Source organism: Pontibacter sp. BAB1700 (assembly GCF_000277005.1).
Taxonomy (GTDB): Bacteria; Bacteroidota; Bacteroidia; order Cytophagales; family Hymenobacteraceae; genus Pontibacter; species Pontibacter lucknowensis.
In genome coordinates, this window is sequence record NZ_AKIS01000069.1 from 14,050 (window position 1) to 37,383 (window position 23,334).

The following is a 23,334-nucleotide window of genomic DNA, read 5'->3' on the forward strand; positions in this document are numbered from 1 at the left end:
CTTATAACAAAAACACAACCATGGCGACAGGACTTCTTGCGCTTTTAGACGACGTAGCAGCACTGGTAAAAGTCAGTGCGGCAAGCCTGGATGACGTGCCCACGCAAGTGGCAAAAACGACCGGCAAAGTATCCGGCATTGTGATCGACGACACGGCCGTGACACCCAAATATGTAGTAGGCCTTGACCCGAAGCGGGAGCTTTCCATTATCTATCAGATTGCGAAAAGGTCGCTTATCAACAAAGCGATCTTTCTGGGGCCGGCTGCGCTGGTGCTCGGCTATTTTTTGCCAGTGGTTATACCTTATTTGCTGATGATAGGCGGTGCTTTCCTTTGCTTCGAGGGTTATGAAAAAGTGCACTCCATGTTCAGCAAAACCCACGAGCCGACTGACGAACCCACCGAAGAGATGGACGTGATCACCCCGGAAGAACTGGAAAAAGAAAGAGTAAGCGGCGCCATACGCACAGACTTTATCCTATCCGCAGAGATCATGGCGATTGCCTACGCCACCGTAGCCGACAGCACCCTCGTCAATCAGATCGTGGTGCTGTTCGCGGTAGCTATCTTTATTACCGTTGCGGTATACGGCTTTGTGGCCCTGATCGTGAAGGCCGATGATATTGGCGTGCACATGGCGCAGGACAAGTTCCACCCGACTACTCAGAAGATCGGCCGCGGCATTGTGAAATTCATGCCGAAATTCCTGACTATACTTGGCTACGTGGGTACAGCGGCCATGCTGTGGGTAGGGGCCGAGATTATTGCGCATGGCTTGCCGTTTATGCATCACCCCATGGAAACTCTGGATCACTTATTCCCTGACATACCTGTGCTTGGTTGGCTCGTGAAGGTGCTGGTGCTGGCATTGGGTGGTTTGCTGCTGGGAGCTGTAATTGCGCAAATTGTGACCCTGGGCAAAAAACTATTCAAACGCCCTGCCGAAAAGGTAGCACACTAAGCTACAGTTTCAATAAAACACAAAAGCGCTATACTTAGGCGACCTTTTGTGTTTCTATCGTGTCTGTACTCTGTTGGTTAAGCCCTGGCAGTTTTCGCCAGCTGCTGCTTTTCCTGACTATTTTTTTTCGGCTTTTTCTTCTTGTTCCACCACACCAGGAAACCAGTGATCGGGAGGCTGGCGCAAATCAGGCTGATAAGAAAAGCCAGGATCTTGCCTGGCAATCCCCACACGATGCCCACGTGCATGTCGTAGTTGAGCATCACCAGCTGGTCTGCCAAACTGGCCTCTGAGTAGCGGTCGCCCTGCACGCGGTAGAGCTCCAGGGTATGCTGGTCGTAGTAGTATTCGTTTCGGTTATACCAGGTGCCAAATTCCTGGTAGGCTGTGAGTTCAATCGCGTCTTCTTCGTCTTCCAGGATTGGCGTCATGTACCAGCCTTGTGCGTTTGGCTCCAGGGCCAGCGTCTTGTACCAGGCTTTGTCGAGCATCGAAACGGTGTCGTCGGCAAACATACCCGCCTTGGAAACGTCAGAGTGCGGATGGTGGTGTCCGGGCTTCTCTTCGCCGCCAGAGGTGAGGTAATACAGGCCATTGCCAAACCACTCAAAGCTCCAGACCAGGCCCGTGACGGCCAGCACGAAAGCCAGGATCAGGCTGTAAAAACCCACCACATTGTGCAGGTCGTAGTTCACCCGCTTGAACTTACCGTTCCACTTGATCTTGAAGCTCTTGTTCAGCTCAGATTTGCTCAGTTTTTTGGGCCACCACATCACCAGACCCGTGAAAAGCAGCACCACAAAGATCAGGGTGGCTATACCTACCACCGGGCGTCCGATCTCGTAAGGCAGCCACAGGGCGCGGTGCCCGTCTATGATAAAATGAAAGAAGTCGAATTGTCCGTCCCCACTGCTCTGCTTTTTTAGAAACTCACCGGTATAGGGGTTGATAAAGATGGCGGTGAAGTCTGCCTCTCCATTGCCCCCACCCATATACCGACTGCGGCAGCCCCTTCTTTGTTGCTGTAGGTTAGGCCGGTTGGCTTCACGCCAGGCATGTAGACTGCTGCCGTATCCAGCAACTGACTTGGTGGCACAAAAGGCTTATCCTGTGCCTCTACAAAGCGCCAGGGCTCCAGGGCATCTTTGATGTCCGGCTCAAAGACATAGATACAGCCCGTAATGCTGACGATGAACACCACAATGCCCGATGCAAGGCCAAGCCAGAGGTGCAGCCAGTCATTCACCCGTCTCAACACACTTTTGCCGCTATTCTTCTTGCTTTTCATCTTGTTCAGAAAGGAATTTTAAAGAGAGAATACCCGCTCCATCGTACGTCGATGAAGCGGGTATAAGAGTCAATGTCTGTTAAAGTTTGGATATACCAGCCACAAAGTTGGCTTCCACTTCTGCTCCTTTGGTGGCCGAGTTGGTTTCGGTGTCTATTCTGTATACAAAAATGCTGTTGCCTTCCGGAACGCCCATGTACACATACTTGCCGTCCTGCAACGCTGCCAGTCTTCGACCGCTGCCAGCATGCTCCGGCAGGCCATCGATGTAATTAAGGGTTTTGCTGTTGAGGTTGATGATCGCGGATCGCAGCGGGCCGTCTGTCCAGGCTGCCTGCTGGTTTCTGGCAGCTGTGTTGATCTCAACAAATGCTTTACCGTTACCCAGGTACTTCAGGTGCGAGATGGTTTTTCCGCCGGTCAGCTGCTCCACATTGAAAAAGTAAGTCTGGTCGAAAGTAGTCTCGCCATTCTTGATACGCAGGATACCGGGCTTGTTGGTCACCTGGCTGTAGCCGTTTGCCGGGTTAGAGTGCGACAGGGCATACACATTTCCCTTTTCATCTTCCGTCAAACCTGACTTGGTGTTAAAGCCACCGATCGGACCAGTACGGGTATCCTCGATCACTTTCTGGAACTCTAAGCCCGGGTAGGAGAAAACTGCGATCTGCGCTTTGTCAGTATGCGGGGTTGCGTAGGTAGTCGGGTCGCTGATGTAGTAGCTCAGGTATAGGTTGTTGCCACTGATGGCCATCCCTGAATAAGAAGGTGCCTTGAGGTTGGTAATCGCAGAAACAAGGTGCTGCTTGGTGGCAGTAACCGTTACGGTGTTGGCGCTGAAGGTATGGAACTTGATCACGTCGGAAGTCGATGCCATTTCCACGCCCACCAGGGTATTATCGTCAGCCTTGATAATATCAGACAGGCTGTTGGGGAAGGAAACGTTGCCGATCTGCTTTAGCTCACCAGATTCATTTTTAGAGATACCCACCACATTCACGTCATCCAGACCGCCGATACTGTAGATCGTGTTGTCGATCTGCGTGAAGTCGTAGTAACCCGGCTGCTCTATGCCTTGTCCTTTGGCAGTAAGTGGGCCTGTCATCAGGTCACTGAAAGGAACGGTGTAATACGTAAAGCCTCCGTCGCTGCCCTGGATGGCAAGTGACATCACAAATGAGCTGTCAGCATCCGGGGTCGGGTTATCGTCGTTGCTGTCGCAGGAGGTGAACAGTAGGGCAGAGCAGAGGCTCAGGACTGGTAATGCCAGTTTGCTGGCGTATTTAAATGAAAGCATATGATTTGTTTGAATTTAGATTATAGTTAAAGGACATATCTGAATTTCAGGTAAAAAGCACGGCCGGGTTTCTGCAGATAGTACTTATCGTATAGCAGGGCATCGGTCAGGTTTCGGCATTCAATCGCAACGTTATACCTGCCCTCCCGGAAACTGCCGGAGAGTTCGAGGTTGTGCGATGACTGTGTCGGGATCACTTTTTTTGTATCTCGGGAGCCTAGTTCTGCCCAGCTCAGGAAGTACTGCTCCACATAGTTGTAGAAGTAGTTGACATTCCAGACAGACCCCGGCACGAGCACATCCCGGAAGGTAAGGCCCGCATTGGCGTTGCCGAACATATAAGGGGTGTTGGGTAAACGGAAGCCTTTTTGAAAGTTCCGCTGCCACCCAGTGTTGGTATAAGACTCGTTAAATACAAAGTCGGCCTGGTCGGTGATGTCCTGGAAGGTGAAGTTGCCGCCCAATCGTAGCATGTCGCGCCACTGGTAGCGCAGACTGCCTTCCACGCCCAGCGTTCTTGTTTCGCTCAGGTTGTCATAATAGGTCTGTGGGCTGGCTACTCTTACTACCTGGTAGATCAGGTCTTTAGCTTCACGGTAAACAAAGCTGCTCTCGAGGTTGATCTGATGATCCTGACCTAGCTTAAAGCCATAGGAGGCTCCGGCGTTAAAGTTGTCGCTCTGCTCCGGGCCCAGGTCAGGGTTTGGCTGCACAAACAGCCCGTCTCCAAAAATTTCGGTGGCCCAGGGCATCCGGTAGGTATGTTCGTATGAAGCCTTCAGCTGCAGGTCCGGCAGCAGGAAGTAGGTGGTAGCCAGGCCGTAGCCGAAGTTCTGCTTGCTCGATTCCAGGGCTTCGGTACGCTGGGTTTCAAGGGCAAAGTCATACTGTTTGCTCGTTCTGGCATGGAGGAAGTAGGCTTTACTGAACAGCGTAGTGCTCCACTTTTCATTCAGGTCAAACTTGTAAGCCAGGCCCAGCACCTGCTTGTTCAGCGATCTCGGAAACTGGTTCTCAATTCTGTCCGGATTCTCAGCGTCGAAAGCCTTGCGGCGGAAATAGGAGTAGGCGTAGTTGAAGGCCAGTGAATGCTTCGGACTCAAGGTATAGCCTGCATTCAGCTGGCTGTTAAAGTCGTTGTCGTCAAACGTGGTATAGGTGCGGGACAGCTCTCCGTTATTGGACCCCGGCGTGTAAGTAGCATGTCCCAACCAGTTGTAAGTAACGCCGCGCAGGGTGTCGATCACTTCGCTTTGGGTGATGTTGTAAGCTGTGTAAAGACTCACATTCAATCCGTCTACCAGCAAATTGTCTTTGCTATACCGGAGGGTAGGTACCACCGAACGGCTGTTGCGCATGATGCCACCGTACACGCTGTTCATGGTCGCGCCGGTCTGCACCTGCTTGTCATTGCCCGAAGCGATCACGCCAAAGAGGAGGTTGTCAGCGTACTTTTTATTGACCCAGCCTGTTTCCAGCTTCACAGTGCCGGAGCGGTAGCGGTCATGGAATCGCTCTACCTCAGTCGTGTCGATGATGTTGCTTCCTTCCCTGATCGGAACCAGTACCCGGTAGTTATTATCAGAGTAGTTATAGTTCACATTGCCCCTGAAGGTATAGCCATTCGTTGGATTGGTATAGGCACCATTCAGCGACAGCCGGTGGGTATTAAAAGAGCCGATGGAATAGGAGGCGTCCAGGAACTTAGCTTTTCGGTTGGTGATGATGTTCACGGCACCGCCTAACGCGTCCGTACCCAGCCACACGGGTACCACCCCCTTGTACACCTCGATCCGGTCGATGGAATTGACAGGGATGTCACTCATCTGCAGTGAGGAGCCAAAGTTGTCCATCGGGATGCCGTCGAGGAAGAACTTTACCTGATCCCCTGAAAAGCCATTGAGTGAGAAACTCAGGTTAGAGCCCAGGCCACCTTCTTCCAGCACCCTGACCCCAGCTACCCGATTCAGTACTTCTTTGGCGTCAGATGTGCTGTTTTGCAGCTCTCTCGTTGAAATGGCGGTGACAGCATAAGGCTGCTCGTTTACCTCTCGGGTGGCAGATTTACCGATGATCTCCACGCCCTTCATTTCAAAGGATTTCTCGCGGAGGCTGACATTTAGTTCTAAAGTTTGAGAGGGTTTGAGCGAGATGCTTTTTTCCTGCGTCTCAAAGCCCAGGAAGCTAATCAACAATGTGTAATCGCCCGGGGAAACATTGTTTATTTCGTATCGGCCTGCGGCATCCGTGGTAATGCCTTTCTGGGCCTCCCTGAGTACTACACTTACACCTGCCAGCGGTTCTCCGGCGGAAGTACTGACGCTACCGGAGATACCTGCTTTGGCCAATTCCTGGCCCCAGGCTGTGTTGGTGAAGCATACCAGCACCAGAAGGCTAACAATCGAACCGATGATTTTGATAAACTGCCGCAATGCCTGTATTATTTAGAATCATTTTAAATTGAGGCAAAGCTATGACAGAAAATTTAAGGTTCAAAAAATTATTTAGATTAATTCTAAACAAATGAAGTGGGTGCTGCGCAGCTGCGGTATGCCATTCGGTTTTTAGCGGTGTGTCAGTGTCCTGAAGACCGAACGGGAGGACAAAAGTGGAGATAGGAATGAATTGATGCGAACGCAAGCTTACCTGGATAATTAGCCCCGGCGATGAGGTGAATACCTGCTCTGAGGTATAACCCACAGGTATGGCACCACTTCGTGCAAATGCTGCTCCTGTCTGAATGGGAATGAAAGCACTTTAAGTTAATAAGGAATACTTGTGTTGTCCAGGGACTACATCTGCTCCTGCCTATACTTGTGTGCGGTTTCAGCTACCAGTTTCAGGATGTTTTTCAGGACGGGACTGTTGTCATTTCTGCGCCAGGTGACATATAGGTTCATCTGGTAGGGGAGTTTGATAAAGCGCACATTAGGCAGGGCACTGAATGAATAAGAGTAGGGTAGAATGGTTACGCCGAGCCCCTTGGAAACCAGTCCCAGCACCATGCCCCCGAAATCTGTCTCGATGCGCACATCAGGGGTGAAATGATGGTCCTCAAAAATCTGACGCAGGCCCGCGGTATAAAACGTCGTCTGGGCCAGGTTTGACAGAATGAATTTTTCGTTTTCCAGATCGTGCAGCCCTGTAAAGTTCTGCTCAGTGAGTCGGTGGCCTTGCGGCACGGCCAATGCATAAGACTCCGAATAAAGGCACTCCGACTGCAGCGCAGGGTTCTCGGCAGGGTCACGGCGGAAGGCCATGTCCATCTGGTAGTTGAGCAGCAGTTGCTCAAAGCTGATGTCAGTAGGCTCCACCAGTTCTACTTTCAGTTCGGGAAGGGCATGGGAGATGCTCGTGATCAGGTCAGGCATAAAGCCATAAACAATGGAGCCGGGATACCCGATGCGCACTAAGCCAAAGGCACCTTCGTGAATCTTCCGGGCCTGCAGGTGAATGCGGTTTATCTCATCGAGCAGTGGCAGCCACTGGTCGCGCAGAAAAGCTCCTGCCTCGGTGAGCTTCACACTCCGCTTCGTCCGCTCAAAGAGCTGCACCCCCAGTTCTTCTTCCAGCGCTTTGATCTGTCGGCTGAGGGCTGACTGCGTGATGAACATGCGCTCGGCTGTGTTCCAGAAGTGCAACTCCTGCGCCAGTGCCAGAAAGTACCTGATCTGCTGTAGCTCCATCAGCTGTGATTCATTTTTTGCATTAGTCAAGCGAATAAAAGCATTTTTAAGCCCATTTGCACCAGTTTACTTTGCAATCATAAATTATTAGTCACTAAAGCTATGCTAACACTACGCAAATACATGGGAGAGGCAGTCGGTTGGACGGCGCTTTCTTTTTCGCTTTCGGCCTTTAGCCTGAACAGCATGGGGCTTACACACGGACAGTCGCTGGAGTACCTGGGGATGAACATCGTCGGATGCTTTTTTATGATCCTGTATGCTGTCTCCAAAAAGGCGCATGCAAGCTCGGTGCTGAACACGATCTTCCTGCTTGTTGCCGTCATCGCCTTAGTCAGGGCTTATTTCATGCAACCTTAGTCAGCATTTCTGATAAGATAGAACTTACAGGCTCCCCGGAGCAAGCGATCCCTGCAGATGAAAATCTGCAGGGATTTTTTTTGCTGACCACACTCGCCGAAGCTGCTTTGCATTTGATTGGCCATTAGATGCCCGGTGTTCTTATTAATTATTGATTAACAATGGTTTATAAACGTAAAATCCAGGTATGGGCTGCTGTTTTTTTTTTATATGCCGAGGCAACCTTTTTGATTCAAAGTCCGTGATGGGAGCGCAAATTCTGGAACAGTGAGCAAGACAGAAAGCAAAGTGTTGGACGCGCTGCTCCGTCAGTGTCTGAAACAGGACCGTGGGGCGCAGAAAGAGCTGTACCGGCTCTTTTTCGGCTATGCCATGAGTATCTGCGTCCGCTACTCCACGACTGCAGAAGAAGCCAAGGATGTGCTGAACGATGGTTTTATGAAAGTGTTCACCAGGCTGAAGCAGTATGAGCCGCACAAGCCATTCAAGGGCTGGGTACGGCGGATTATGATCAATACAGCTTTAGACAACTACCGGCATAACCTGAAAAACTATTATCTGCAGGACATTGAGACAGCGGAGCCGGCGTCTGATCCTTTTAATGTAGAGCAGCAGCTCAACTATGAGTACCTGATCTCACTGGTGCAGCAGTTATCGCCTGCCTACCGGGCCGTGTTTAACCTCTATGCGATTGATGGCTATACACATGAAGAGATAGCGGAAACGCTGGGGATAGCAGTAGGCACGTCGAAGTCAAACCTGGCCAAGGCCAGGGCAAATTTGCGGGAGGCATTACAAAGAAGCAAAATCGATGAGCACAAACAATATGTCTGACGAGGAGCTGGACAACCTGTTCAGGAAATCAGCCGAGCGCTACGATCCTCCCTTTGATGAAGAGGCATGGAAGGCGATGGACCGGAAACTGGACCATGCCCAGGGCGGACTGGCCGGTCTCTACCGACTGTGGCCCCTCGTGTTGTTGGTGCTGCTGGTAACGGTAGGCACTGTTTGGAAATTGATGGAAAGAGACGCACCACTTCAGGAAAGCACGTCTGTCGCGGTAAAACAAGAGCCCGGACTAGGGTCAGAAATCGCGGCTATACCTGACCATGCCAAAGGAGTAGAGCACGCCACTGTACCAGCACCTGAATCACCCGCTGCGCTATACCCTGCTGTGCAGCCAGGTGCCGGTACAGTGGCCCAATCTGAGCAGAAGCCTGTGCAAAGAAGCAGCGGCCGTGCCCTATCTGAGAGCCAGGCTATACCTGTCAGTCGGGGCGCCATCATGGAGGAGCCTTTGCCAACTGCAACGAGCAGGATGCAGCTAGCCCGAGTGGATATGCCGCAACTTGCTACAGGTATAGCACCGCAAAAAGTTGCGCTGCCTATACCTGCTGAAGATTCTATACCTGCAGACAGCAGCCAGTCTGATAATAGGGGAGAGCGGGTATTCCTGCGCAGTGTGCGGGTGATGCTGGTTGCAGCGCCAGACATGACCACCGTGCGCTTCAAGGATCCGGATGCGGTGAGTGCCAATGCCGGGATGCTGTTCAGTGTGCCCATCACCAGAAGGCTGAGCCTGGTGTCGGGGGCTGTATGGGCCAACAAACGCTACAACGCCACACCCGCCGACTATGCACCCTCCCCAGATTATTGGGACGGCAAAAGGCTGCCTGATCTGATTGCGGCACAATGCAGGGTGCTCGATATACCTATCAACTTGCAGTACCAGCTGCTGGGCTGGGGCAAGAACGTGCTGACGGTGCAGGCCGGGCTTTCCAGTTACCTGATGCTCCATGAATCATATACCTATACCTACCACTACAATGGAAGAGAACCTTACAGCAAAACCCGGGAGTTCTCGAACGAGAACAGGCACTGGTTCGGAGTCCAGAACTTATCGGTAGGGTATACGCGCCAACTGTCTCCTGCCTTCTCGATCGGGGCAGAGCCTTTCGTTAAGATTCCGCTAGCAAGTATAGGCGAAGGGCGAGTGAAGCTCACCAGTGCAGGAGTGTTTTTTACAGCCGGCTTTACATTTAGGTAGAAAGATCAACTGTTTAGGGGGACTTAAACGCACCACGATATGACACAGCTGCGGCTGCGTCAGGAAGAATCTCTTTGCTTACATTTTTGAACCACATCAATTAATTTAATGAAGATGAAAACGTATCGAATCAATTTTGGAATACTACTTGGCGCACTGCTGAGTATGACATTTATGTTTAGCGCTTGTGACGACGATGATGACACCACTGTTATACCTGACGCTGAGATTGTGACCCTGAACGAAGTGGCGCTAACCGGAGCTAACGAGGTGCCACCTGTCAATACACAGGCGACGGGTACCTTCAGGGGCACTTATAACATGGATACTAAAGTGATAAACTACACCATCACTTTTCAGGGCATCACACCTACTGCCATGCACTTTCACAGGGGGGCAGTAGGCGTGGCCGGACCAATCACTATACCAATCAACCCCGACACTGACCCATACTCCAGCAATAACCCTTATTTGAGCCCGTTGGTTGGCGCAACGCCGCCGCTCACAGCTACGCAGGAGGCAGAACTGCTGGCAGGTGAGTGGTACATCAACATTCACAGCAGCCAGTATCCTGATGGCGAATTGAGAGGCCAGATTACCAGATAAGAAACAGTATAGGTGCCCGGCTGTTCTGCTCACTGGCAGCCTGGTGCCTGTACCGCCTCACCCTGTAACATAGGGACGACTTATTTCTGCCCGGCTTTAATTCTGTTTTAACTATTTTTTTTAATTTTAAAGAATTAAGGAACAGCGGTTTCAGCATTTAGAAAATCCGCTAATCAGAAAAAGGCTTTTCTATATGATTGAAATCCAAGACAACCTCCTGAAAGACTTGGAAGCCGTAAGGCAAATCCCCATCGTCCCGAGCATGCTTGAAACGGTCTGTCAGCTTACGGGAATGGGCTTTTCGGCAGTCGCACGTGTAACAGAGGACAGATGGCTGGCCTGTAGTGTGCGTGATCAGGTGCATTTCGGGTTAAAAGAGGGTGATGAACTGGAGATTGCCACAACCCTCTGCAACGAGATCAGGGATCACCGGCAGCCCATCGTTATTGACAATGTTTCAGAAGACCCGGCATACAAAGATCACCATACCCCCAGGATCTATGGCCTCCAAAGTTACATTTCGGTTCCCATCATTCTGAAAGACGGTACTTTTTTCGGGACGCTCTGCGCAATCGATGCTAATCCGGCCAAAGTCAACAACCCCAAGGTGATAAATACTTTTAGGATGTTCGCCGACCTGCTGGCCTTCCACTTGCAGAGCCGTAGCGTGCTGGAGCGCAGCTATGTTGTTAACCTGGAACTGCAGCGTAAAAACAGCATGCTGCGGGATGCCAACTTTGACCTGGATAGTTTTGTGTTCACCGCCTCACACGATCTCAAGTCGCCGGTAGCCAACATCGAAGGCCTGCTCTCGATCCTCTCTGATGCTGTTTCAAAAGAAGAAATGGACCGGGAGGAGATCAAACAAATCACTGCCATGATGAAGACCTCCCTCAAGCGTTTCTCCGCCACAATAAGGGACCTTACCACCATTGTAGAGCTTGACAAAGCAGGTGCAGACGAAAAGGCAGCGGCTCTTGATCTCTATGATATCATGGAATCTGTGAAGCAGGACCTGCAAAGTCTCATTGTCGAGTCTGGTGCGGAGATTGAGGTTATCGCTACGGATAGTCGATTAACGGGCTTTTCACTAAGGAATTTTAAGAGTATCCTCACCAACCTTGTCAGTAACGCCATCAAGTACCGCTCTCCTGACAGAACGCCAGAGGTAATTGTAAAACTCGAAAAGTCTGATGGCAAATCCTATTTGTCGGTGCAGGACAATGGACTAGGTATACCAGCCAAAAAACAGCACAATGTCTTTACGATGTTCAAGCGCTTGCATAACCATGTGGAGGGCAGTGGCATCGGTCTGTACATTGTAAAAAGAATGGTGGATAGAGTGCAGGGAGAGATAAAGGTTGAAAGTGAATTAGACAAAGGCACGACCTTTACGATCGTATTTTAAGAGGTGAATTTAAAGCTTTCCCTTTCGGGGCTTCCATATTACAAGACAGGGGCCCGGCTGAAAAGAGGTGCCCCTGTCTTGTAAGGATGGCAACTCTGCCCTGGGTATCAGTGATGGTCAGATCGGCGGTATTTACATAAAAAGAATTTCCGTTGACGGTACCCACATCACCTGAGCTCAGGTCGGTTGAGTATACACGGCCTTCCACCACATGGTATAGCAGAATCTGTCTGAGGGCGTATTTTCACGAGTTGACAGGCTTTTTCTCCCGGCTGTACCATTTCCGCTTAAACCAGAAGGCCACATTCACCAGTAGAATCAGCGCCGGCACCTCTACCAGCGGACCAATCACACCGGCAAAAGCCTGTCCGCTGTTGATGCCGTATATGCCAATGGCAACTGCTATGGCCAGTTCAAAATTGTTGCCGGTGGCTGTGAAAGAAATGGCCGCGTTTTGGGAATAGTCGGCACCCAGCAACTTGCCCAATATAAAGCTGATCACAAACATAAGCGCGAAGTAGAGCACCAGCGGCACGGCTAGTTGCAGCACATCAAACGGGATCTCCACCATCAACTCGCCCTTCAGGCTGAACATGAGCACAATGGTGAAGAGCAAAGCGATAAGTGTGATAGGAGAGATAAACGGGATGTATGTGTTGTTAAACCAGTCAAGTCCTTTTAGCCTGATAAGTCCGTAACGGCTGATGATGCCGGCAAAGAAAGGTATGCCGAGGTAGATGAGTACGCTCTCGGCAATTTGCCCGATAGTAATATTGATTTCGGCACTTTGTATTCCAAACAGCGGAGGCAGTACCGAGATGAACAAGTAGGCATAAAGGCTGTAGAAGAAGATCTGGAAAATACTGTTAAGCGCCACCAGTCCGGCTGCATACTCCCGGTTACCTTCTGCCAGTTCGTTCCATACCATCACCATGGCGATGCAGCGGGCTATACCAATCAGGATCAGACCGATCATATACTCGGGTTGGTCATGGAAAAAGAGAATGGCCAGAAAGAACATCAGAAAAGGGCCGATCACCCAGTTCAGCAGCAGCGACATGCTCAGGATTTTTACATTCTTGAACACTTCGCCCATTTTCTCATACCTGACCTTGGCCAGTGGCGGATACATCATCAGGATCAGGCCGATGGCAAGCGGAATATTGGTGGTGCCGCTCGACAATGAGTTGATATACCCGGATGAGGCAGGTATAAAGTAGCCGATGCCTATGCCTAGAAACATGGCCAAAAATATCCACAGTGTGAGGTAGCGGTCGAAAAACCTGAGTTTTTTGCGCTGGTAGGTTGGGGTACAGTTGTTAGCACTCATATCATTATTGTATTAGCAGCCCTTTCGCAGGTTCTCAGCATAGACGTTAGGCAGCACCGATTCCTCTACAGCTCTTGCCGCTTTCTCAAAGTCATAGGCAAAGCGGATAAACTCTACTTCTATAGTGTCCTTGTTCAGCACTGAGCTGTGCTCGTCTATGGTCAGCATCACGTAGCCACCCCGGTTATCGGCATCCTTAGGCTTGCCTACCGAGCCGATGTTGATGGCATGGCGGAAGTGCGGCTGTCCCGCTTCGTCAGAACTAAGTATGCGGTGGTAAGGCTTATGGGTATGGCCGAAGCACATGATGTCGGCGTCAGCGTCTTTCATGATGCGCAGCAGGCTTTTTTCATCGCGGTCTTCAAACAGATACTCGTTTATCTTGCGTGGGCTCCCGTGCACGAGCAGCAGATTCAGTTTGTCGTTGTTCAGCTGAAACTCCAGTTTGATGTGGGCAGGCAAAGTGCGCAGATAGCGACGCTGCTCCGGTTTGATGATCTCGTTGGTGAATGAGATGGAGACTGCCCCATTGGCTTTCTCTTCTTCCGTTTTGTAGGCGCAACCGCAGTCGTTGCTCTCTCTGCCGATGCCAAAATCGTAGTTGCCGGCAATGGTTGGGATGTTGCGCTTCCGGATCGCGTCGATCACCTCATTCGGCCAGACGTTGTACCCGACCAGGTCACCGAGACAGTAGATAAAATCAGGTTTACGGGCATCAACGTCTGCAATAAAAGCCTCCAGGGCTGGCAGGTTGGCATGTATGTCGCTGAAGAGTGCTATTCTAGTCATGACAGTCAGGATAGTGCAGGTATAATTCATTGCAATATTACGATTAATTCAGAGCTAAGGCAAGCTCAGTAAGTTATCGTTTTGTAATGAGCTTAGCCTCGCTCCACTACGACATACCTGGCCGAGAATCCATTCTGTTTATAGAGCAGCTGCAGGGCGGTAATAAGGGAGGCTATACCTGTGGATTTGGTTTGCTGACCACCAAGCGGGCGAAGGTAGTTTTGAAAACCGCTTCCCGGCAGACGCATCACGATACGCCGGGCGTCTGACTCCTGTACTTCGGTAAGGGCCTTGGCAAGTATTACCTGGCGCATGTAGGGGAGAGCCGACTTCATGCTGCGGTAATCGGAGAAGGCGTAGAGGCGGCAGTAGGAGCTAAGCTTGACTGAGTTCACGCCTCAAAAATAGGGGATAAATCTTTACCAGCACATCATATCAACCAGGTTGATCTTATTGGTGTAGGGCTCAAGTGCCCGCTTCGTGGCAAGTCCTCTGATCAATCCGATGATATTGGTTTCGGGATTGCTCCATACTTCAGCAAAGAACTCACCCATGTCATAGAGCTGTATGCGATAGCCCCGGCGACCCCGCTCAGCCACGATAAGTCCCGTGTGCCCATATCATCTCCAATCTGCCAGCTAGTGTGTGGGTGTTAAAAAAACTGAGACTCATGCTGTGCTAAAAGTATTCGGGTGAAAAAGCAGGTTTAATCGTTGCTGGGCTCGTCAGGGTTGTCATAATCCCAATAAACTTCGATAATAGCAGGCTTATCCAAGTAAGCAGGTATAGGCGTGTAGATGATCAGTTCCCATCCAATCTTCTGCATGTCTTCGCGGTGCAGGCGCCTGGCCTGCCACATCAGCCGCTCATGTATTTCCTGACCTACAGGACGACGGCTCCCAATATAGGGGCTCCCCTCTTCGAATTTAAATGTGGTAGTATGCATAAACTACAATTTTTACAGCTATACCTTATACTACGTAAGTTGTTATGATTTGAGGTTCAGTTTTTTGAGAATTATCTGAGGGGGTAAGAAAAGCTATTTAGCTGGATAAGCACTGATCGTTCAGATGCCATCACCCTCAGGGCATTCCCGAGTCCCTTTGATAGCTACCTGCAGGTACAGGTTGCTTCAAATGAAGAACAGGGTAGTACCATTGTCCTTTACAATGCACAGGGGCGGGTTATCCACTCGCAGGCAATCACTTTGAAGAGAGGAATTAACACTATCTCATTGACGGAGCTTGATCTGGCGAGCGGTATTTACTTTCTGAGGTCACTACGGGTGATCAGCAGCAAGTACTGAAACTTGTAAATGAGTGATTGCTGTGAACCTGCCTTTGTGGCAAAGTAAAGGTCTAATTGCCTTCAGTCTTTTCGACCTTCTCAAACAGCATAAAATGCTGGATCGGCAGGAAATCCTCCTGACGCTGCAAACGGAATCCGTTAGCCTCCAGCTCTTTTTTGATCTGTTCGGCCGTCATCTTGTGCAGTGCCTAATGCGTACATCCGGATCTTCGGCTTTGTATTCCAGCAACAGCAGTTTACCGTCAGGCTTCAGAGCACGATGGATGGCCTGTAGTATTTCTTTTGGGTAGGAGAGTTCATGGTAGACATCCACCATCAGGGCAATGTCAATAGCACCTGCAGGCAGGTTTACTTGCTGGCTGTCGCCCTTTACAACGATCACGTTGTCAGCGCCTTCTTTACTCCGGCGGGATTCTAACGACTTTACAAACCGGTCTTGTACTTCGACGGCGTATACCTTGCCCGCAGGTACTTTAGGCGCTATCTGAAAGGTATAGAAACCAGTGCCAGCCCCAATGTCGGCCACCACAGTATTGGGCGCCAGGTTCATGTTTTCGATGGTACGCGGTGAGTTCTCTTCTTCCTGCCGTGAGTCGCGGTCGAGCCAGTTGCCACCTGTGGCTGTCATAATAGCAGCAATCTCCCGGCCCATGTATACCTTGCCAGTACCTCCTGACGATGGCCTTTTGTAGGTATAGCCATCGGTTTGCGTGCTGCTGTCAGGTTGCTGTGCCTGGCAGGCGTGGCAGCTGCTCAGGCACAGGGCGATCAGGAAGGTATACAGAAAGGTGAAGCCTGGAAATTTGGTGCGTTCGATCATACGGTATATTTCTCTAGTCGCTGGGTCAGGTCGTCTATCAACTGCTCTGTCCATTTCTCAGCCACCAGTTCATAGTCTGCTTCATCCCAGTTTTGCAAATAGTCCTTCTCCAACCAAACGTTGTCCTGATTCGGGCCGATGGTGTAAAAGTTACGGTCGAGTTTAAACAGCAAATCCTTGGTTAGGTCAAAATTGTCGGCGCCCACCCGCTGAAATCCCTCCAGCCGCAGTCGCAGCCCCATCTGGCTCACGTTCCCCTTATCTAGGCTGATCTCAGTCGTGGCATCAGAGCCTGGTTCGCGCGTCCAGGTGTCAACTAATTTCTCTAGTTTGAAATCATGAAAAAGCGGAATAACATCCGCCAGGTGCTGGTGAATGTGCTGCGCCAGTTCGGGCAGAACAGTGTCATAAAGCTTACGTAAAGCCTGCTTGTCTTTGATTGGGGATTCTTGCATGGTAAAGGGGTATTCAGTCCTTCTTATACGAGCAGGCTGCAGTTTTTGCCACCCCGTGAGAGGGATACTTTACAAACTTATGCGGATGGCATAACAGGTATAGCGGTGAGGCCAAATAATTGCTGAGTGGGGCATGTGGCCAATTTTTTGTATCTTGGGCTGAAATTTTCTCATTCATATAAAACTCTATGAAAGACCAAATCATATTAGCCGGTAAGGCATCCGGTGTCGCGGTCCTGTTAGCGTTGGCAAGTTGTACTTCGTCGCAGACGCCTCAGACTCAGGATACCCAGGTGACAACCCAACAGCAACAGGCCGTTGAAACCAACCCATTGCTGCAGGAGTGGACAGGCCCTTATGGCGGTGTGCCTGCCTCGACAAAATGAACCTGGCCGACCTGAAGCCAGCCATGGAGAAGGCAATGGCCCTAAACCTGGCCGAAATTGAAAAGATTGCTAACAACACACAGCCTGCCACTTTCGAGAACACCATCGAGGAGATGGAACGTGCCGGCAAGGAGTTGAACCGCGTGTTCACGTACTATGGCATCTGGAGCAGCAACGTGTCTACGCCTGAGTTCCGCACCATCCAGCAGGAGATGGCGCCGAAGATCTCTGAGTTCAATTCCAAGATCTCACAGAACGAGAAGCTGTTCCAGCGCATCAAGGTGGTGTATGACAATGCCCAGAAAAACCCGCTGCCAGCCGATCAGCAGCGTGTGGTGGAACTGGTGTACAAAGGCTTTGAGATGGAAGGTGCTAACCTGAGTCCTGAGCAGAAGCAGCGCTATGCCGCTATCAACAAAGAGCTTTCGACGCTTTATACCAAGTTCTCTAATAACATCCTGGCTGACGAGGAGAAGTATGTAGTGTACTTCACCAAAGACCAGCTGAGCGGATTGCCGGAGTCGTTTGTGAAAGCTGCTGCCAAAGCTGCCGCTGACCGTGGCAAGGAAGGCCAGTATGCCGTAACCAACACCCGTTCGAGCATGGACCAGTTCCTGACTTACTCTGACGAGCGTGCGCTTCGTGAGAAGGTATGGAAGAACTACTACTCCCGTGCCGACAACAACGACGAGAACGATAACAAGCAGAACATCGTGGACATCCTGAAACTGCGTCGCGAGCGCGTGCAGCTGATGGGCTACGACAACTATGCACAGTGGAGACTGCAGGACCGCATGGCCAAAACGCCTGAGGCTGCGATGGACCTGATGATGGCGGTATGGCCATCCGCCATTGCCCGTGCTAAGGAAGAGGTGGCTGACATGCAGCAGCTGGCAAACAAAACCAGCAAAACCAAGATCACGATCGAGCCCTGGGACTACCGCTACTACGCCGAGAAAGTGCGTCAGCAGAAGTATGACCTGAACTCTGACGAGGTGAAGCAATACCTGGAGCTGGGCAACCTGACGCAGGCGATCTTCTTCACAGCTGGTGAGCTGTTCAATTTCAACTTCACGCCAGTGCCGGAAGGTTCTGTGCCAGTATTCCATGAAGACGTGAAGGTATGGGAAGTGACCGACAAGACGACCGGCGATCACATCGGTCTGTGGTACCTCGATCCGTTTGCACGTCAGGGCAAGCGCTCTGGTGCCTGGGCGACGACTTACCGCGCCCACACCACATTTGATGGTAAGAAGACGGTATTATCTTCGAACAACTCCAACTTCGTGAAGCCAGCTCCGGGTGAGCCTGTGCTGGTATCATGGGACGATGCGGAAACCTTCTTCCACGAGTTCGGCCACGCGCTGCACTTCCTGGCGTCTAACGTAAAATACCCGACCCTGAACAGCGGTGTGCGTGACTATACCGAGTTCCAGTCGCAGTTGCTGGAGCGCTGGTTGTCTACAGACAAGGTGATCAACCAGTTCCTGAAGCACTACAAGACTGGTGAGCCGATGCCGAAAGAGTTGGTGGCCAAGATTGAGAAAGCCTCTACCTTCAACCAGGGCTTTGCGACAACTGAATTCCTGGCATCAGCCTGATGGATATGCACTTCCACCTGGCCGATCCGAACAACCTGGACCCGGATAAATTTGAGAAAGAAACTTTATCTAAATTAGGTATGCCGAAGGAAATCGTGATGCGTCACCGTTCACCGCACTTCGGTCACGTATTCTCTGGCGAAGGTTATGCCACCGGTTACTATGGTTACCTGTGGGCCGACGTGCTGACGTCTGATGCCTCTGAAGCCTTTGCGGAAGCACCAGGCGGGTTCTATGATGCTGAGGTTGCTGCCAGACTGGTGAAGTACCTGTTTGCACCACGCAACTCCATGGACCCGGCTGACGCTTACCGTCAGTTCCGTGGCCGCGATGCCAAGATTGATGCGCTGATGCGCGACCGTGGCTTCCCGGTACCAGGCCAGCAAGGCAAGAAGTAAATTAGTCGGTAAGGCCTACCTGCGCCTCACCAGACGGCATAGAATCAGCCGGGGTCATTGCATAGCAGTGGCCTCGGCTGTTTTGTTTTACAGAGGTAAAGCTCGCCTTATGCTCCCCGGGCAACCTTTAATTACCCGCACCGTCATAAATGTATCGTACGTTAACTGACCGCTGATCCTATTGAGAAAAAAGCTACAATACTGCATATTTCTGTTGCTGCCGTTACTGCTTGTTTTCAGCAAAGTGAGTCTGGCGCAGGCGCCTGAAGAGAAGCCGGAGGACAAACCCATGCTCAAACTGGGAGGGGCACTGCGTTTTAACTACAATCTCTCTACCTGGAAAAAAGATCAGCTGGAGCGGGGTGGTGACTTTGGTTTTGATCTCTTTCGCATCAATGCAGAAGCCGCTTATAAGGGCATTAAACTCAATGCCGAGTTTCGTCACTACTCCCAGGCATTCGGTGGCGCTTTTCTAAAGCAAGGCTGGTTCCAGTACGATTTCGACGAAGGCTCGCAGCTGCAGGTCGGCCTCAACCAGGTTCCTTTCGGCATCCAGCAATACAACTCCAACAACTGGTTTTTCAACATGACCTATTATGTTGGTTTTGAGGACGACCATGACATGGGCGTAAAATACATCCGCGACAGCGGCCTGTGGCAATGGCAGGCGGCTTATTATAAGAGTGCCGAAGAGTTTGTGTTTGGGTTGGCAGAACCGAGCCCCAACCGCTACTCTTATGATGTGACGGGCCGCAACAAAGAGAACAACCAGCTTGACTTCAAACTGGTGCGCCGGCTCGGCGACAGCCTGGCACACGAAATAGGCTATTCCCTGCAGGGCGGGCTACTCTACAACATCGATACCGAGCGTAACGGTACACGTTACGCAGGTGCGGTGCACTACGAATACAAGTCATCCCACAGCCCCTGGAACATCAAACTGCAGGCCATGCTCTACCGCTTTCAACCAGCCTACGCAGATGGTGCCGACCTCGACTTTGTGGAGATGGGAGCCTATGGCGCCAACTACAATGTGGCAAACCGGGGGGAGATCTACACGGCAGGTATAGCCTATCACATACCGGTAGAAACAAAGCTTTTGCAAGGCATAGACCTATACAATAATTATGGGTACTACAATAAGCGGGAAAGCGACTATGAAAACGCCCACATGAACGTGTTGGGTGCGCTGTTTACCGCAGGGCCCATGTACATCTACACCGATGCGGCATTTGGCTACAACCATCCCTGGCTGGGGCCGGAGTGGACAAATGCCTTCACCACAGGAACCCCAGGTGACACAAAGTGGCATATGCGCTTCAATATCAACATGGGGTATTACTTCTGAGACTTAAACCGAACAGCATGAGTAAAGTTAAGAGCCATATTAGGAAATCATTTGGACTGGAGGTAAATGGCCCTGTTTTCTGGTCATCTATCGTGATCCTGATCATCATTATTGCGCTTGTACTTATTTTCAGGAAAGGGGCAGAGACCTTTTTTGCCGCTGCCCAGACGGCGGTGACGGCTAATGCCGGTTGGTTGTTTATATTGAGTGTCAACCTGTTTGTGGCTTTTTGCTTTTTTATCGCCTTCGGTAGGTTTGGGAGCATCAGGTTAGGCGGCAAAGATGCCAAGCCGGAGTTTTCGACCTCTGCCTGGTTTGCCATGCTATTCAGTGCAGGTATGGGCATAGGGCTTTTGTTCTGGAGTATAGCTGAGCCCATTAACCACTTTCAGACACCACCGATGGGTGAGCCCGGCACACCGGCTGCGGCGCGGCAGGCGATGAACTTTACCTTTCTACACTGGGGGCTCCATGCCTGGGCGATCTATGCGCTGGTTGCCCTGGCCCTGGCTTTCTTTACGTATAACCGGCAACTGCCCCTTACGGTGCGGTCTGCCTTCTACCCCTTCCTGGGGGAGCGCATCCACGGCATCATCGGGCACGTGATCGACATCCTGGCAGTAATTGCGACTTTGTTCGGTCTGGCCACATCTCTTGGGCTTGGCGTGAAGCAGGTGGCTGCCGGTCTCAACCACGTGTTCCCGGTCATCGCAAACGATATCACAACCCAGATCATCCTGATCGCGGTCATCACAGGTATAGCCACTGTTTCGGTGGTAACGGGTGTAGACAAAGGCGTACGCATCCTCAGTGAGTGGAACATCCGCATTGCGCTCCTGATCCTGATCGCGGTGCTAGTGCTTGGTCCTACGGTCTTTATTCTGAGTTCCTATGTGCAAAACACCGGTTACTACCTGGGCAATTTCCTGCAGCTCTCTTTCTGGAACGAAGCCTTCTCAACGAATAACTGGCAAGGCTCCTGGACGGTGTTTTACTGGGCCTGGTGGATCTCCTGGGCTCCTTTCGTGGGCATCTTCATCGCCCGCGTCTCGAAAGGGCGTACGATCAAAGAATTTGTGCTTGGGGTGCTCATTGCCCCATCGCTGCTGTCGTTCCTGTGGATGACTGCTTTCGGAAGTACCGCGCTGCGCGATATACTGGCCGGAAACAACGCCATAGCCGATGCCGTTGCAGCCGATATCTCAACAGCTCTCTTCGTGTTCTTTGAGCAGCTTCCTTTTTCAACTGTACTCTCCGTGATCGGCATTCTACTCATTGCAGGTTTTTTCGTCACCTCTTCAGACTCCGGCTCTTTAGTGGTTGTGAGTCTTACCTCAGGAGGTATTCCTAACCCGCCGGTAGGTACGCGCATCTTCTGGGCGCTTTCAGGAGGGGCTATTGCGGCGGTGCTGTTGCTGGGAGGCGGCTTGCAAGCCCTCCAGACTGCCGTTATTATAACAGGGCTGCCCTTCGCTATTATTCTGCTGCTGATGTGCTATAGTCTGTATCGGGGGCTAAGCGAAGAACTGGAGGAAGAGCTGAAACTGGGGCAGGCGAGTGAGCGGAAGGCTTATCAGCAATTAGTGGCCGAAATGCTGGCCAAAAGAGCCCAGAAACAACATGCGCCAAAAACAGCAGGAGGGGAGAGTAATCCAAATAAACCATTAGAATAGAAAAGCGCTATGATTGCAATTAATGCTATGATGGTCTGCCTGGACCTTAGTGATATAGATGAAAAGCTGGTCGCTTTTGCACGCGCGATCTGTGAGCGGCTACCTGTTGACAAGGTGTACTTTGTGCACAATATCAAAACTTCCGAGCTAAGCGAAGACTTCAGAGAGTGGTTTGGCGAGGTGGACCTGGCAAGTGAGATCGAGGGAAACATAACCGATATCGTGTCTGAGCATTTCGCCAATGCCGCCCCACATGAGATACTGGTCAGCGAAGAGCCCAACACAGAGGTTATTCTGGCCGATCTGGTCAAACGCTATAAAGTGAAGCTGACGCTGTTAGGCAAGAAGTCGAAAGGGAAGAGTACAAATGCATTAGGCACCAAATTGTTGCGCATCCTGCCGTGCAGTATACTGGTGTTCCCGGAGAATGGTGCGTTTAACATTGAAAAGGTGCTGATCCCCATCGATTTCTCCAATACCTCAGTGCACGCATTAAGGCTCAGCAAAAATCTGTCAGACCAGTTAGGCTTGCAGCTCGAGATCATGCATGTGTACCGCCTGCCAAGTCAGTTCTTTCCTCTGATCTCGGAAGAAAAAGCTGTGAAAAAGGCGGAAGAAGTGGTCAAGGAGAAGTTCACTGCCCTGCAGAAGCAGCACCCGGAGATAGTCGGTATACCTTATACCTTGGTCAGAGCGGCTAATAAGAGTGTAGCTGAGCGTATTAGCCTTCATCTCGAAAAAGGTAGGCATGGCATGCTGGTGCTGGGCCTGAAAGGTAATAATCCGATCCCGTCCCTAAGCCTTGGGAGTGTGCCTACCGAGATCTACAACTCAGATATCAACGTGCCGCTTTGGCTGGTTTACTCTGAGGAGGTGATAAAATAAATTCAATGCGGGATTGCCTTTAAATGGCTGTAATAGCTTTTTTCAAAAATAATTTCAGCAATTATGATCTGTTTCGCAACCTTTCGGTAACATGGTCGTAATTTCTGAGATTAATAAGCACCAATGACATTAACAGAGCAGGATATGTTATCCGGTTTACATGGTGTGCTCCCAGATTACCGATTGCCAATTATGGACGAATTTTCTCTTTTTACCAGCAAGCTGCAAACTTGCGATCTGATTGTACTGACAGAAGCGGACGAAACCCGAACATATTGTCGTTTCTATGCGAATGGCCTTTATCAGGACAGAATGTTTATATCAGATGTCTCTGTAAAAGAAAACCTGACGCTACTCAGCAGTGAAGAAGATGTGATTGATTGGAATGGCGTGCAAAACCTTCGTAAAAAATACTGTGAAGCGTTGCATTCAAGCGAAGGTATAAAGCCGGAGAGTTCAAGAGAACCGGTCTAGCGACCGGACATCCAGGCGTTTTTATTGCGCTCAGAAAACAGTCCCCAAGCGTATTTTCTGGATAGTTATAGCTTATAAAAAAGCAAAGGCTCCTTTGTGGGGAGCCCTGCCTCTTCAAAGGATTGCCACATAGGCAACCTTCAACTTTTAGCCGCTGCAAATATAGAGATAATTATACCTATAACCGGTGCTGTTTGTGAAAAAATATTTTTT

Annotated in this window: 27 protein-coding genes and 1 pseudogene; 14 read left to right on the forward strand and 14 right to left on the reverse strand. The window is 50.7% G+C overall.

Annotation, left to right across the window (positions count from 1 at the left end):
* Positions 1-20 precede the first annotated feature (20 nt).
* Positions 21-962 (forward strand): DUF808 domain-containing protein, encoded by a 942-nt coding sequence (locus tag O71_RS08870; RefSeq protein ID WP_007655676.1) that lies wholly within the window; start codon positions 21-23, stop codon positions 960-962.
* A 77-nt stretch (positions 963-1,039) separates the two neighbouring features.
* On the opposite strand, the gene O71_RS08875 is transcribed toward O71_RS08870, so the two are convergent.
* The 5 genes from O71_RS08875 to O71_RS08890 form a co-directional block, all read right to left on the reverse strand.
* A complete protein-coding gene (locus O71_RS08875; RefSeq protein ID WP_007655678.1) occupies positions 1,040-1,954 on the reverse strand; it encodes a PepSY domain-containing protein in 915 nt (304 codons plus the stop codon).
* Positions 1,885-2,250 carry a PepSY domain-containing protein gene (locus O71_RS26445; RefSeq protein ID WP_007655680.1) on the reverse strand — a complete coding sequence of 122 codons (366 nt, stop codon included), beginning with the start codon at positions 2,248-2,250 and terminating at the stop codon, positions 1,885-1,887. Before O71_RS26445 ends, O71_RS08875 begins: the two co-directional genes overlap by 70 nt.
* Positions 2,251-2,329: 79 nt before the next feature.
* Positions 2,330-3,547, reverse strand: a complete 1,218-nt coding sequence (locus O71_RS08880) for a DUF4374 domain-containing protein (RefSeq protein WP_007655682.1) — start codon at positions 3,545-3,547, stop codon at positions 2,330-2,332.
* A gap of 26 nt (positions 3,548-3,573) precedes the next feature.
* Entirely contained in the window at positions 3,574-5,979 is a 2,406-nt protein-coding gene (locus tag O71_RS08885; protein WP_007655683.1) for a TonB-dependent receptor, read from the reverse strand.
* Positions 5,980-6,339: 360 nt separating this feature from the next.
* Positions 6,340-7,263, reverse strand: coding sequence for a LysR family transcriptional regulator (locus O71_RS08890; RefSeq protein ID WP_007655684.1), 924 nt, complete (start codon positions 7,261-7,263; stop codon positions 6,340-6,342).
* Positions 7,264-7,335: 72 nt separating this feature from the next.
* On the opposite strand from O71_RS08890, the gene O71_RS08895 reads away from it, so the two are divergent.
* The 5 genes from O71_RS08895 to O71_RS08915 all read left to right on the forward strand — a co-directional run bounded on the left by O71_RS08895 (position 7,336) and on the right by O71_RS08915 (position 11,654).
* On the forward strand, positions 7,336-7,593 hold the full coding sequence (locus tag O71_RS08895) for a hypothetical protein (RefSeq protein ID WP_007655685.1): 258 nt from the start codon (positions 7,336-7,338) through the stop codon (positions 7,591-7,593).
* 267 nt (positions 7,594-7,860) lie between these two features.
* Positions 7,861-8,427 (forward strand): RNA polymerase sigma factor, encoded by a 567-nt coding sequence (locus tag O71_RS08900; protein WP_007655686.1) that lies wholly within the window; start codon positions 7,861-7,863, stop codon positions 8,425-8,427.
* Positions 8,405-9,640: a hypothetical protein gene (locus tag O71_RS08905; protein ID WP_007655687.1), complete on the forward strand. Its 1,236-nt coding sequence runs from the start codon at positions 8,405-8,407 to the stop codon at positions 9,638-9,640. Before O71_RS08900 ends, O71_RS08905 begins: the two co-directional genes overlap by 23 nt.
* Before the next feature lie 114 nt (positions 9,641-9,754).
* The gene (locus O71_RS08910) at positions 9,755-10,246 is read left to right on the forward strand and encodes a CHRD domain-containing protein (protein WP_192811660.1); all 492 of its coding nucleotides are present in this window, start codon (positions 9,755-9,757) and stop codon (positions 10,244-10,246) included.
* A 193-nt stretch (positions 10,247-10,439) separates the two neighbouring features.
* Entirely contained in the window at positions 10,440-11,654 is a 1,215-nt protein-coding gene (locus O71_RS08915) for an ATP-binding protein (RefSeq protein WP_007655691.1), read from the forward strand.
* Here O71_RS08915 and O71_RS27195 read toward each other — a convergent pair.
* The 6 genes and pseudogenes from O71_RS27195 to O71_RS08940 all read right to left on the reverse strand — a co-directional run.
* A pseudogene (locus tag O71_RS27195) lies at positions 11,638-11,883 on the reverse strand (fasciclin domain-containing protein); the annotation flags it as partial. The gene O71_RS08915 and the pseudogene O71_RS27195 sit on opposite strands and share 17 nt — an antisense overlap.
* A gap of 15 nt (positions 11,884-11,898) precedes the next feature.
* Positions 11,899-12,984, reverse strand: coding sequence for an ACR3 family arsenite efflux transporter (arsB, locus tag O71_RS08925; RefSeq protein WP_007655692.1), 1,086 nt, complete (start codon positions 12,982-12,984; stop codon positions 11,899-11,901).
* Positions 12,985-12,996: 12 nt separating this feature from the next.
* Positions 12,997-13,773 (reverse strand): metallophosphoesterase, encoded by a 777-nt coding sequence (locus tag O71_RS08930; protein ID WP_007655693.1) that lies wholly within the window; start codon positions 13,771-13,773, stop codon positions 12,997-12,999.
* A 92-nt stretch (positions 13,774-13,865) separates the two neighbouring features.
* Positions 13,866-14,168, reverse strand: coding sequence for a hypothetical protein (locus O71_RS08935; RefSeq protein WP_007655694.1), 303 nt, complete (start codon positions 14,166-14,168; stop codon positions 13,866-13,868).
* Between the two features lie 24 nt (positions 14,169-14,192).
* Positions 14,193-14,372 carry a hypothetical protein gene (locus O71_RS23815; RefSeq protein ID WP_155800733.1) on the reverse strand — a complete coding sequence of 60 codons (180 nt, stop codon included), beginning with the start codon at positions 14,370-14,372 and terminating at the stop codon, positions 14,193-14,195.
* A 107-nt stretch (positions 14,373-14,479) separates the two neighbouring features.
* Positions 14,480-14,719 carry a hypothetical protein gene (locus O71_RS08940; protein ID WP_007655696.1) on the reverse strand — a complete coding sequence of 80 codons (240 nt, stop codon included), beginning with the start codon at positions 14,717-14,719 and terminating at the stop codon, positions 14,480-14,482.
* 129 nt (positions 14,720-14,848) lie between these two features.
* Between O71_RS08940 and O71_RS27200 the strand changes: the two genes are divergently transcribed.
* Positions 14,849-15,079 (forward strand): T9SS type A sorting domain-containing protein, encoded by a 231-nt coding sequence (locus tag O71_RS27200; RefSeq protein ID WP_369750901.1) that lies wholly within the window; start codon positions 14,849-14,851, stop codon positions 15,077-15,079.
* Positions 15,080-15,131: 52 nt separating this feature from the next.
* Here the strand turns inward: O71_RS27200 and O71_RS26450 are convergent, their stop codons facing one another.
* Genes O71_RS26450 through O71_RS08950 form a run of 3 tightly spaced genes read right to left on the reverse strand, consistent with a single transcriptional unit; the run spans position 15,132 to position 16,356 of the window.
* Complete coding sequence (locus O71_RS26450) at positions 15,132-15,257, reverse strand: hypothetical protein (RefSeq protein WP_007655697.1); 126 nt, start codon at positions 15,255-15,257, stop codon at positions 15,132-15,134.
* On the reverse strand, positions 15,254-15,901 hold the full coding sequence (locus O71_RS08945) for a class I SAM-dependent methyltransferase (protein WP_007655698.1): 648 nt from the start codon (positions 15,899-15,901) through the stop codon (positions 15,254-15,256). Before O71_RS08945 ends, O71_RS26450 begins: the two co-directional genes overlap by 4 nt.
* Entirely contained in the window at positions 15,898-16,356 is a 459-nt protein-coding gene (locus O71_RS08950; RefSeq protein ID WP_007655699.1) for a hypothetical protein, read from the reverse strand. The genes O71_RS08945 and O71_RS08950 overlap by 4 nt, the downstream gene beginning before the upstream one ends.
* 188 nt (positions 16,357-16,544) lie before the next feature.
* Between O71_RS08950 and O71_RS25495 the strand changes: the two genes are divergently transcribed.
* The 7 genes from O71_RS25495 (at position 16,545) to O71_RS08975 (ending at position 23,121) form a co-directional block, all read left to right on the forward strand.
* The gene (locus O71_RS25495) at positions 16,545-16,742 is read left to right on the forward strand and encodes a hypothetical protein (protein ID WP_237717778.1); all 198 of its coding nucleotides are present in this window, start codon (positions 16,545-16,547) and stop codon (positions 16,740-16,742) included.
* Positions 16,739-18,343, forward strand: a complete 1,605-nt coding sequence (locus tag O71_RS08955; RefSeq protein WP_255345370.1) for a M3 family metallopeptidase — start codon at positions 16,739-16,741, stop codon at positions 18,341-18,343. Before O71_RS25495 ends, O71_RS08955 begins: the two co-directional genes overlap by 4 nt.
* On the forward strand, positions 18,343-18,741 hold the full coding sequence (locus tag O71_RS26455) for a M3 family metallopeptidase (RefSeq protein WP_255345371.1): 399 nt from the start codon (positions 18,343-18,345) through the stop codon (positions 18,739-18,741). Before O71_RS08955 ends, O71_RS26455 begins: the two co-directional genes overlap by 1 nt.
* A 214-nt stretch (positions 18,742-18,955) precedes the next feature.
* Entirely contained in the window at positions 18,956-20,089 is a 1,134-nt protein-coding gene (locus O71_RS08960; protein ID WP_007655700.1) for a hypothetical protein, read from the forward strand.
* A gap of 17 nt (positions 20,090-20,106) precedes the next feature.
* Positions 20,107-21,762, forward strand: a complete 1,656-nt coding sequence (locus tag O71_RS08965) for a BCCT family transporter (protein ID WP_007655704.1) — start codon at positions 20,107-20,109, stop codon at positions 21,760-21,762.
* Between the two features lie 9 nt (positions 21,763-21,771).
* Entirely contained in the window at positions 21,772-22,647 is an 876-nt protein-coding gene (locus O71_RS08970; protein ID WP_007655705.1) for a universal stress protein, read from the forward strand.
* A gap of 123 nt (positions 22,648-22,770) precedes the next feature.
* Entirely contained in the window at positions 22,771-23,121 is a 351-nt protein-coding gene (locus O71_RS08975; RefSeq protein WP_007655706.1) for a hypothetical protein, read from the forward strand.
* Positions 23,122-23,334 lie beyond the last annotated feature (213 nt).

Bases quoted from the DNA above. Each gene is read 5' to 3' on its own strand.
- O71_RS08870 (WP_007655676.1), top strand. From the start codon at position 21: ATGGCGACAGGACTTCTTGCGCTTTTAGACGACGTAGCAGCACTGGTA.
- O71_RS08915 (WP_007655691.1), top strand. From the start codon at position 10,440: ATGATTGAAATCCAAGACAACCTCCTGAAAGACTTGGAAGCCGTAAGG.
- O71_RS26450 (WP_007655697.1), bottom strand. From the start codon at position 15,257: ATGACGGCCGAACAGATCAAAAAAGAGCTGGAGGCTAACGGATTCCGT.
- O71_RS08880 (WP_007655682.1), bottom strand. From the start codon at position 3,547: ATGCTTTCATTTAAATACGCCAGCAAACTGGCATTACCAGTCCTGAGC.
- O71_RS08970 (WP_007655705.1), top strand. From the start codon at position 21,772: ATGATTGCAATTAATGCTATGATGGTCTGCCTGGACCTTAGTGATATA.
- O71_RS08955 (WP_255345370.1), top strand. From the start codon at position 16,739: ATGAACCTGGCCGACCTGAAGCCAGCCATGGAGAAGGCAATGGCCCTA.
- O71_RS08965 (WP_007655704.1), top strand. From the start codon at position 20,107: ATGAGTAAAGTTAAGAGCCATATTAGGAAATCATTTGGACTGGAGGTA.
- O71_RS25495 (WP_237717778.1), top strand. From the start codon at position 16,545: ATGAAAGACCAAATCATATTAGCCGGTAAGGCATCCGGTGTCGCGGTC.
- O71_RS08940 (WP_007655696.1), bottom strand. From the start codon at position 14,719: ATGCATACTACCACATTTAAATTCGAAGAGGGGAGCCCCTATATTGGG.
- arsB (WP_007655692.1), bottom strand. From the start codon at position 12,984: ATGAGTGCTAACAACTGTACCCCAACCTACCAGCGCAAAAAACTCAGG.
- O71_RS08945 (WP_007655698.1), bottom strand. From the start codon at position 15,901: ATGATCGAACGCACCAAATTTCCAGGCTTCACCTTTCTGTATACCTTC.
- O71_RS08910 (WP_192811660.1), top strand. From the start codon at position 9,755: ATGAAAACGTATCGAATCAATTTTGGAATACTACTTGGCGCACTGCTG.
- O71_RS08950 (WP_007655699.1), bottom strand. From the start codon at position 16,356: ATGCAAGAATCCCCAATCAAAGACAAGCAGGCTTTACGTAAGCTTTAT.
- O71_RS08930 (WP_007655693.1), bottom strand. From the start codon at position 13,773: ATGACTAGAATAGCACTCTTCAGCGACATACATGCCAACCTGCCAGCC.
- O71_RS08905 (WP_007655687.1), top strand. From the start codon at position 8,405: ATGAGCACAAACAATATGTCTGACGAGGAGCTGGACAACCTGTTCAGG.
- O71_RS08875 (WP_007655678.1), bottom strand. From the start codon at position 1,954: ATGGGTGGGGGCAATGGAGAGGCAGACTTCACCGCCATCTTTATCAAC.
- O71_RS08975 (WP_007655706.1), top strand. From the start codon at position 22,771: ATGACATTAACAGAGCAGGATATGTTATCCGGTTTACATGGTGTGCTC.
- O71_RS08895 (WP_007655685.1), top strand. From the start codon at position 7,336: ATGCTAACACTACGCAAATACATGGGAGAGGCAGTCGGTTGGACGGCG.
- O71_RS26445 (WP_007655680.1), bottom strand. From the start codon at position 2,250: ATGAAAAGCAAGAAGAATAGCGGCAAAAGTGTGTTGAGACGGGTGAAT.
- O71_RS26455 (WP_255345371.1), top strand. From the start codon at position 18,343: ATGGATATGCACTTCCACCTGGCCGATCCGAACAACCTGGACCCGGAT.